General features: G+C 70.9%; 10 protein-coding genes. 2 read left to right on the top strand and 8 right to left on the bottom strand.

What is annotated here, in order from left to right; all coding sequences use genetic code 11:
* A partial coding sequence (locus tag H5J29_RS11815) for a cyclase family protein (protein WP_181780980.1) occupies positions 1 to 422 on the top strand: 422 nt, incomplete at its 5' end.
* A gap of 274 nt (positions 423 to 696) precedes the next feature.
* On the opposite strand, the gene H5J29_RS11810 is transcribed toward H5J29_RS11815, so the two are convergent.
* From H5J29_RS11810 to H5J29_RS11775, 8 genes are all read right to left on the bottom strand, one after another.
* Positions 697 to 1155: a MaoC family dehydratase gene (locus H5J29_RS11810; protein ID WP_181780979.1), complete on the bottom strand. Its 459-nt coding sequence runs from the start codon at positions 1153 to 1155 to the stop codon at positions 697 to 699.
* Entirely contained in the window at positions 1152 to 1472 is a 321-nt protein-coding gene (locus H5J29_RS11805) for an alpha/beta fold hydrolase (RefSeq protein ID WP_181780978.1), read from the bottom strand. Before H5J29_RS11805 ends, H5J29_RS11810 begins: the two co-directional genes overlap by 4 nt.
* A complete protein-coding gene (locus H5J29_RS11800) occupies positions 1427 to 2056 on the bottom strand; it encodes an alpha/beta fold hydrolase (RefSeq protein WP_181780977.1) in 630 nt (209 codons plus the stop codon). The genes H5J29_RS11805 and H5J29_RS11800 overlap by 46 nt, the downstream gene beginning before the upstream one ends.
* The gene (locus H5J29_RS11795) at positions 2053 to 2811 is read right to left on the bottom strand and encodes an ABC transporter ATP-binding protein (RefSeq protein WP_181780976.1); all 759 of its coding nucleotides are present in this window, start codon (positions 2809 to 2811) and stop codon (positions 2053 to 2055) included. The genes H5J29_RS11800 and H5J29_RS11795 overlap by 4 nt, the downstream gene beginning before the upstream one ends.
* The gene (locus H5J29_RS11790; RefSeq protein ID WP_220187290.1) at positions 2804 to 3574 is read right to left on the bottom strand and encodes an ABC transporter ATP-binding protein; all 771 of its coding nucleotides are present in this window, start codon (positions 3572 to 3574) and stop codon (positions 2804 to 2806) included. Before H5J29_RS11790 ends, H5J29_RS11795 begins: the two co-directional genes overlap by 8 nt.
* Positions 3567 to 5564, bottom strand: a complete 1998-nt coding sequence (locus H5J29_RS11785) for a branched-chain amino acid ABC transporter permease (RefSeq protein WP_181780975.1) — start codon at positions 5562 to 5564, stop codon at positions 3567 to 3569. The genes H5J29_RS11790 and H5J29_RS11785 overlap by 8 nt, the downstream gene beginning before the upstream one ends.
* Before the next feature lie 66 nt (positions 5565 to 5630).
* Positions 5631 to 6863, bottom strand: a complete 1233-nt coding sequence (locus tag H5J29_RS11780; RefSeq protein ID WP_181780974.1) for an ABC transporter substrate-binding protein — start codon at positions 6861 to 6863, stop codon at positions 5631 to 5633.
* A gap of 239 nt (positions 6864 to 7102) precedes the next feature.
* Positions 7103 to 8479, bottom strand: a complete 1377-nt coding sequence (locus H5J29_RS11775; RefSeq protein WP_181780973.1) for a 4-hydroxyphenylacetate 3-hydroxylase N-terminal domain-containing protein — start codon at positions 8477 to 8479, stop codon at positions 7103 to 7105.
* 210 nt (positions 8480 to 8689) lie between these two features.
* On the opposite strand from H5J29_RS11775, the gene H5J29_RS11770 reads away from it, so the two are divergent.
* Positions 8690 to 9025 (top strand): acyl-CoA dehydrogenase family protein (locus H5J29_RS11770; RefSeq protein WP_181780972.1); only part of this gene is annotated, 336 nt, incomplete at its 3' end.

The following is a 9025-nucleotide window of genomic DNA, read 5'->3' as shown; positions in this document are numbered from 1 at the left end:
AGATCTCGCTAGGGTCCCTGCGGCCCGTCCTGCCCCGCCTCGGCCCGGGTGCGGTCCTGGTGGTGTGCACGGGCTGGTCGGCCCACTTCGGCACGGCGGCCTACCTGGACCACCCCTGGCTTACCGCCGACGCCGCCCGCGCGGTGGTCGCGGCGGGCGTGCGGGCGGTGGCGGTGGACACCCTCAGCCCCGACCCGACCGGCACCCTGTCGGTCCACGAGACCGTCCTGGGCGCGGGCGGGGTGATCGTGGAGAACCTCCGCGGCGTGGAGCGCCTGCTGGGGCAGGAGCCGTCGCTGACCTTCTACCCCCTGGCCCTGAGCGGCGACGGCTCCCCGGTGCGCGCGGTCGCGGAGCTCCCCGCCCATGATCATCAGGCCCTCGGGCATCCGCCCCCGAGATGGAACCGACCCCAGGGGTGATCATCAGGCCCTGCGGCAGGTTGAGCCGTGGTTGAACCTGCCTCAGGGTCTGCTGATCACTCCCGACCATGATCAACAGACCTTGGGGCAGGCGAGCCATGGGTCGGCCTGGCGGCAGGGGGGCCGAGACTCCACCCCGGCACGTGATCACCCCATGGCGCGCGGCCCCGCTGGTGATCATCATTCGTGACCCATCGGCGCCGTATACGGCGCGAAGGGTTCAGTGATCACGCCGGCTCAGCTGCACGAAACGTGCACCCACCGCGGCCCCCACTCACTCCATCCACACGATGGTCTGCTCGGCGATGCACGCGGGCTTGTCCACGCCCTCGATCTCGACGACGGCCTTGAAGGTCGCCTTCGCCCCGCCGGGGACGGAGGAGACGGCGAGGACCGTGACGTCCGCGCGGATCCTGCTGCCCACCGGCACGGGATGGGTGAACCGGACCTTGTCGAAGCCGTAGTTCACCCCGAGGGACGCGCCGGGCACCGCCGCCAGCTCGCCGATCATGATCGGGACCAGCGACAACGTGAGCATCCCGTGCGCGATCGTGGTGCCGTAGGGCCCCGCCGCCGCGCGCCCGGCGTCGACGTGGATCCACTGGTGGTCGTCCGTCGCGTCGGCGAACGTGTCGATCCGGGGTTGCTCCACCACCCGCCACGAGCCGTGGCCCAGCGCGGTGCCGGGCGGGCAGGAGAGCAGGTCGGCGACGGTGTCGAACGTCGTGGTCACGAAGGTCCTTCCGGGACGGGGGAGACGGCGGGAGAGACGACGGCGAGGGCGCTGCGTAGGTGCGCCGCCGGCTCGACGGGGTGGTCGATCATGAGATGGTGGTGCGCGCCGGGTACGTCGAACTGGGGGACCGGGCGGCCGACGAGCGCCTCCAGGTCCCGCCCGGCCGAGGGCGGGACGAGCACCGAGAGCTCGCCGCGCACGACCGCCACCGGCCCCGGCAGGTCCGGCAGCCGCACGCACATCCCCGCCTTGCCGACCGCGCCGAAGATCAGCGGATCGACCTTCCACGCCCAGCCGCCCTCGACCGGGCGCACCGACCCTCGGCGATCCGCCGCAGGATCACCGGGTCGGCGTCGGGCTGCGGCGGGGTCAGCCGGAACCGGCCCGCCACCTCCTCGAGGTCGGCGAACACCCGGGCCGCGCTGGGCGGCCGCCAGGGCGGTGCCGATCCGGGTGCCGATCCGGGTGCCGATCCGGAGGCGACGCCGTCCGGCCCCACGTCCGCGGGGTCGGTGACGATCGAGTCGACCAGGACCACCGCGGCCACGGCGGCCGGGTCCAGGACCGCGGCGTTCGCCGTGACCAGCCCGCCGATGCTGTGTCCGACCAGGACCGCGGGCCGGTCGAAGAGCTCGTGGACGACCGCGAGCACGTCCGCCGCCCAGGTGTCCAGCTCGTATCCCGACCGGCGGCCGGAGTCGCCGTGGCCCGCGAGGTCCACGGCCACCACGGCGTAGTGCTCCGGGAGCTCGGGGAGCAGGTGCTCCCACCAGCCCGCGTGTGCGGAGGTGCCGTGCACGAGCACCAGGGGGACCGTCCCCTGCCCCACCCGGCGCACGTACGCGATCTCGACCCCGTCGGCCGACCGGACCCGCGAACCGCCGACGGTGGTCGTCATCCGAGGGCGGGTACGCGGTCCGGGTCCGACTCGTCGTGCCCGAACTCGTCCGACCCGAAGTACGCCGCCTCGACCAGGTGCCGGTCGCGGAGCAGGTCCGCGGCCGCACCGGTGAGGACGACCCGCCCGTGGTTGAGGATCACGCCGCGGTCCGCGATCGAGAGCGCCAGCTCGATGTGCTGCTCGACGAGGATCAGCCCGATGCCGTCCGCCTTCGCCAGGTCGCGGATGGCGGGCAGCATCTCCTGCACGATCTTCGGCGCGAGCCCGAGGCTCATCTCGTCGATGATCAGCACCTTGGGGCGGGCCAGCAGGGCCTTGGCGATGGCCAGCATCTGCTGCTCACCGCCGGACATCAGGCCCGCCTTGCGGCCCTCCAGGTCGCGGAGGACCGGGAAGCGGTCCAGGACCTGCCTCTCCCGCTCGGCGTCGGCCTTGCGGGCGGCGAGCCGCAGGTGCTCGCGCACCGTCAGGCCGTAGAAGATGCCGCGGTCGTCCGGGACGAGCAGGACGCCCGCCTTGGCGATCTGGTGCGGCTTGCGCCTGCCGAGCGGCGCGCCGAGCACGTGGACCTCGCCCGCCAACGGCGCGACGAGGCCGACCATCGCGAGCAGCGACGTCGTCTTGCCCGCGCCGTTCGGCCCGAGCAGCGCGATGACCTCCCCGGGCGCGACCGAGAGGGACAGCCCGCGGATGGCCGGGACGCCGTTGTAGCCGGCGGCGAGGTCGCGGGTCTCCAACAGGGGATCAGGCATGGGAGGGCTCCACGGGTGCGCCGAGGTAGGCGGCGACGACGGTCGGGTCGGTCCGGGCCTCGGCGGGGGTGCCGGTGAAGATCTGCTTCCCGAACTCGAGCACCGTCACCGTGTCGCACACCCCCAGGACCAGGGACATGTCGTGGTCGATGAGCAGCACCCCGGGACCGGAGTCGGCGATCTCCCGGATGCGGCTCGCGAAGGACTGGCTCTCCATCGAGTCCAGGCCCGCGGCGGGCTCGTCGAGCAGCAGGACCTCGGCCCCGCCCGCCAGCGCGCGGGCCACGCCGACCAGCTTCTGCTGGCCGAGCGAGAGGTCCCGGGCGAGGGTGTCCGCCACGTCGCCGAGCCCCACGACCTGCAACGCGCGCTCGACGACCTCGTCGCCGGACTTGCGCCGACGCCCGAAGACGTCCCGCACGAGGGTGCGCCAACCGCCCTTGCGGGCCGCGACCAGCAGGTTCTCGGCGACCGAGAGGTTGCCGAACAGCTCGCCGGACTGCCAGGTGCGCGACAGCCCCGCGGCGCGCCGCTCGTGCGGGGCCATCGCGTCGATCCGCGTGCCGTCGAGCAGGATCTCGCCCTCGCAGGTGGTGAAGCCGGTGACGGCGTCGACGAACGTCGTCTTGCCCGCTCCGTTCGGCCCGATCAGGCCGACGACCGTGCCGGGGTCGACGTCGATGCTCACCGAGTCGTTCGCGACCAGACCGCCGTAGCGGACCGTCAGCTCCCGGGTGTGGAGGCCCTTCGCGGTGTCAGACACGGGACGGCTCCTTCGGCGGCGCGGCCGGGGCCACGGGTTGAGCGGTCGGTGGCGGCGTGCGCGAGAGTCTCCGTCTGACCCAGGCGACCTGCTCGCGGGTCGCGCCCGCGATGCCGACCGGGTTGAGGATGGCGGTGATGATCAGGCCGAGGCCGGAGATCAGCGCGTAGTACTCGCCGAGGTCGAACACGCCGCGCAGCAGGGTGTAGACGATGCCGAGCGGGCCGAGGATGCCGGCCACGATCGCGCCGCCCACGCTGGTGATGCCGCCGAGGTAGGCCACCGCCAGCACCTGCAGCCCCGCGAAGACGCTGAACGACTCCGCGGAGAGCTGGCCGCGGCTGAACCCGATCAGACAGCCCGCGATGCCGGCGATGAACGCCGAGATCGCGAAGCCGATCAGCTTCGTCTTGCGGACGTCGATGCCGCTCGACGCCGCCGCGCGCTCGTTGGCGCGCACCGCGAGGAAGGCCCGCCCGGTGTCCCCGGACGCGGCCCGGATGAACACCCAGACCAGGATCGCGGCGATGACCAGCACCGTGAGGGAGAAGGCCATCCGGGACAGGTCGCGCCCTTCGCGGACACCGAGGTTCAGCCCGAACAGCGTGGCGTCGGCGATCGGGTTCCCCTCGGGCGGGCTCAGTGTGTAGTTGTTGAACACGAACCGCTCGATGGCGAGCGCCGCCGCGATCGTGATGATCGCGAGCTGGGCGCCGCGGATCCGGAAGGCGGGCAGGGCGACGAGCATCCCGAGCGCCGTCGCCACGAGCGCGGAGAGGACCAGCGAGATCGGGAACGGGATGCCCCACTGGCTGGTCATCTTCGACAGGGCGAACCCGGCGGCTCCCGCGAAGGCGCCCTGCGCCAACGAGATCTGCCCCAGGTACCCGGTGAGCACCACGTAGGACAGGGCCAGCAGCATCACGATGATCGACGTGGTGATGCCGAAGCGCCAGGTGCCCTGGGTGAACGACAGCGCCGCCACCCCCACGACCAGCATGATCACGGCGGGGATCGGCTTGAACCGCGGGATCGACACGTCGGGCAGCCGGATGGTCTGCAGCGAGCCGCGAGACGGCAGCCGCTTGCCCTGCACGAACAGGATGACCATCACGACGGCGAACGGGATGACCTGGTCGAGTCCGGACTGCGCCCACTGCGGCCAGAACGGCTTGGTGATCAGCAGGTTGATCAGCGACTGGAAGGCGCCCATCAGCAGCGCCGCGACCACGACGACGGCGATCGACTCCATGCGGGCCACGAGCAGCACCGCCAGGGCCGGGACCACGAGCAGGGTGTAGTTGTCCGCGTTGAGGCCGGTCAGCGAGCTGCCCAGCATGACGGCGATGGTGCCGAGCATGATCGCGACGACCTGCGCGACGGCGGCCAGCCGGTCCGGCGAGAAGCCCATCAGGACCGCGGCGCGCTCGTTCTCCGACGCCGCGCGGGTGGCGACCCCGGCCCGGGTGAAGCGCAGGTACGCCCAGACCGCGGCGGCGAGCAGCACCATGATCGCGGCCATGATGAGCTCGCGGGTCGGGATCTCCGCGCCGAGCAGGGGGAACGAGCCCTCGGGGATCAGGGTGTCGACGTCGATGTTGTTGGGGCCGAACCGCAGCACCACCAGGGCCTGCAGGGTGATCATCACCGCGACGGACACGACCACCTGGGCCAGGACCGGGGCGTGGCGCACCGGGCGGAAGATCACGTAGTGCACGAGCAGACCGAGCAGGAACGCCATCGCCAGGCCGATCAGGGCGGCGACCGCGACCGGGGGGCGGCGCTCGAGCTCGATCGACCCGATGGGGAACACCAGGGTGCCGTCCAGGCGGAGCTGGGCGAACACGAACGCGCCCCACATGGCCATGGCGCCCTGGGCGAAGTTGATGATGCCGGTGGCGCGGTGCACCAGCAGGAGGCCGGTACCGAGACCGATGTAGATGGCACCCAGTCCCAGACCGAGGACCACGAACTGCAGGATCGTCCCCACAGGAGATTCCTTCCTCGAAGGTACGGGCGGATCCCCTGCGGGACAGGGGATCCGCCCGAGGGCGGACTAGGCCGCGCTCATCTTCGACGGGTCGAGGGCGATGAACCCGTTCGGGTCGACCGGCTTCATCGTGCCGTCCGGCTGGACCTCGAAGAAGATCGCCTCGTTGCTGCAGGAGGCGGGCCGGTTGGCCCACTGCTGCCCGTCACAGGTGACGTTCGGACCGGCGAAGGTCGGCATGTCCTTCACGGCCTTCATGCCCGCGGTCACGCTCTCCGGGGTGATGTCGCCCTGGATGCCCTTCAGCACGTTCGCCAGGTTGACCATGCCCGCGAAGGAGTAGAGCGAACGCGCGGACTGCTGGTCGCCGCGGTCGATCTCCTCCATCGAGGAGGCGAAGTCGTCGAGCTGCTGCCGGACCTCGGCGGGGGCGTTCGACTTCGCGGCCGGGACCCACACGCGGGGCTGGACGATCGCGCCCGCCGCGTCGGCGCCCATGTCGGCGATGAACTGCGAGCAGGAGCCCGCGAAGAGCGACCCGTCGTAGCCCTGGGCCCGCAGCGCCTTGAACAGGCCGGTGCAGCCGTCCTCGGTGAGCGCGATGATGCCCGCGACGTCGGGGTTGGTGGACAGCTCCGTGGCGGCCATGACGTTGAAGTTCATGTTGTTGCCGGGCACGTAGAGCGGGGTGACGTTCATGCCGAGGTTCTTCGCCGCGGGCATGACCAGCTTGTCCACGTAGCCGTGGCTGGGCGGGCCGTCGGTCACCGCCAGCGAGGCGTTCTTCTTGCCGATCTGGTTCAGGATCGTGACCATGCCCAGCGCGCTGGTCTCCAGCGGGCCGGAGAAGTAGAAGGACTGGCCCCAGGGCAGCGCGTCGACGACGGCGGTCGCGCCGAGCTCGCCGATGATCGGGATCTGGGCCGCGGTGAGGACGGGGACCGCGCCGCCGACCGAGCCGTCGTAGGCGTCGAACACCGCGACGACGTTCTCGGTCACGAACTGGTTGGCGCAGTTGACCGCGGTCTCCGGGCTGCCGTCGCCAGCACAGAGGTCGATCTTGAGCGGCCTGCCGTTGATGCCGCCCAGCTTCTCGTTGACGTAGCGCTCGGCCGCCTCGGCGCCGTAGCCGGTCTGGGGGTACGCGGTGGCGCCGTCCATCGGCGCGAGCACGCCGACCAGCACCGGTTCGCCGCTGAGGCCGCCCGTGGCGTCGGACGAGCCCTCGCCGGAGCTGCAGCCGGCGAGAGCGAGGGCCACGGCCGCGAACGAGGCGACGGCGGCGAGTGTTCTCTTCATCGAGATCCAATCCCTTCGGCGGAACACGCCGGTGTGATCGTCGGGGGATCTGCCCGGGGGCAGGGGGAGAGCCGTGCTTACGTGATTGTGACGTCGGCGTCAGGTGACAGCATCGACCGTGACCTGCGTCATGTCAACGCCAGATGTCCGGATGGATCGCCTGATCAGAGCCGGTACGAAACTGTGATGCTGATGTCACAGTCGGTGCACTGTCAGTGGAGGAGCGTGACCCGGCCGAGTCAGCTGCCGAGCCCTGCGGCCTTGAGTCCCAGGGCCCGGGCACGGTCGACGTCGTAGTTCTTGCGGGTGACGAGGCGCTGGGCGTAGAGCCCGCCGCCGGACTGGATGTTGGTGACCAGGTGCCAGCCGCCGTAGGCGTCCGCCGTCGTGTCGCGGATCGCGTGGAAGAGCGTGGAGCGGTACCGACCGGAGATCCCGCCGCCCGTGCTCATGTACTTCTCGAGGTAGGGCTGCAGTGTCGAGTTCTCGAAGTCCGCCATCGACGGCGCGGTGACCACGGCCCCGCCCGCGATGTCGTGCAGGTGGCGCACCATCACGCCGAACTGCGAGGCGCCCTGGTACTTCGTGACGTTGGTGAACATGTCGTCCGGGTAGAAGTAGCCCTCGGGAGTGCTGTGCGCGTTGGAGATCGCGGCCTCGAGCCCCGCGCGCAGCAGCGTCGCGTGGATCATCATCTCGTCGATCTTCTCGCGGACGTGGGAGACCTTCGCCGTGCCGTTGGCCTCGGCGATCAGCAGCGCGAGACCGACCAGCTCGTCGGCCTGCTGCACCATGAAGGAGATGCCGCCGAGGCGCTCCCACAGGCCCAGCGAGTGCGCGAACACCGCGGCGTGCTCGGTCTCGCCGTCGAGGAAGACGCGCTCGTTCGGGACGAACACGTCGTCGAAGATGCACATCGAGTCCGGCATCGACTCGTGGCTGGACACCGGGTAGTCGCGCGGGTCGCCGTGTAGCGGGTGGTAGGTGGTGTTGGTGATGTGCACGCCGGGGGAGTTGACCGGGATCGCGCAGGCGATCGCGTAGTCCTCCTCGCCGGGGCGCATGGTCTTGGTCGGCATCACCATGAGGTCGTGGCCCAGCGCCGCGCCGCTGATGTGCAGCTTCGCGCCCCGGACCACCACGCCGTCGGCGCTGCGGGAGACCACGCGCACGTAGGCGTCGGGGTCCTCCTGCTTGCCCGGGTGCAGGCTGCGGTTGCCCTTGGCGTCGGTGATGCACTCGGTGATGCGGATGTCCTCGCGGCGGGCCTTCTCCACGTAGGCCTCGATGCGCGGGATGTACTGCGGGACGGACCCCGCGAGGCGCCCCGCGGCGACCAGGACGGTCATCAGCGACTGGTAGGTGACGTTGAGGACCAGGTCGAGCTCCATGAGCTCGGGGATCCGGTCGCGCAGCTCCTGCGCGGTGCGCGGGGCCGAGATCACGGGGTTCACCGCGTCCGGAGCGGACGAGTAGTACTTGTCGTAGCCGTCGGCGACGGCGTTCAGCGGGGCGGAGAGACCGGGTTCGAGGTCCATGTCCTCGACGAGCCTGCCCTGGAAGTAGACCTTCCGGCCGTCCTTGAGCGACTCCTTGTACTCCTGGCCGGTCAGCATGCGTGTGCGCTCCGAATCGTCGGCGGATGGACGACGGCGGGCCGGGTGCCGCGGGGTACCGGGCTAGTGATTGTGACGTCGTCGTCATACGGCAGGATCAACGGTGACGCCGGTCATGTCAAGCGTCTGTTTCGAACACTTCGGCAGCTCACGAGCGGTACACAAATGTGAGATTGACACCGACGTCACATCGGTTGCATGGTTCGTGCCGTGGACGCAGAGCAGCGTGAACCCGAGTTCGGCTGGACCGAGGAGCATCGCGCCCTGCGCGCCACGGTTCGGGATGTGCTGGCCGATCGGGCCCCCGTCGCGCGGTCGCGCGAGCTGGCCGAGGCGGGGGAGCGGCACGATCCCGGACTGTGGGTCGCGCTGGCGCGGGACGTGGGGGTGCAGGGCCTCGCCCTGCCGGAACGCTTCGGCGGTTTCGGCGGGACCCTGCTGGACCTCGCGATCGTCGTCGAGGAGATGGGGCGGGTGCTGCACGGCGGCCCGTTCCTCTCGACCGCGGGGCTCGCCGTGCCCGTCCTGCTGCAGAGCGAGGACGAC

The sequence above is a fragment of the Pseudonocardia pini genome (assembly GCF_013870575.1).
GTDB classification, from domain to species: Bacteria; Actinomycetota; Actinomycetes; order Mycobacteriales; family Pseudonocardiaceae; genus Pseudonocardia; species Pseudonocardia pini.
The sequence above is the reverse complement of the archived record's forward strand: the minus strand, read 5'-3'. Positions and strand labels throughout refer to the sequence as shown.

Coding starts and splice junctions, on each gene's coding strand:
- H5J29_RS11800 (WP_181780977.1), bottom strand. CDS start 2,056: ATGACGACCACCGTCGGCGGTTCGCGGGTCCGGTCGGCCGACGGGGTC.
- H5J29_RS11780 (WP_181780974.1), bottom strand. CDS start 6,863: ATGAAGAGAACACTCGCCGCCGTCGCCTCGTTCGCGGCCGTGGCCCTC.
- H5J29_RS11795 (WP_181780976.1), bottom strand. CDS start 2,811: ATGCCTGATCCCCTGTTGGAGACCCGCGACCTCGCCGCCGGCTACAAC.
- H5J29_RS11775 (WP_181780973.1), bottom strand. CDS start 8,479: ATGCTGACCGGCCAGGAGTACAAGGAGTCGCTCAAGGACGGCCGGAAG.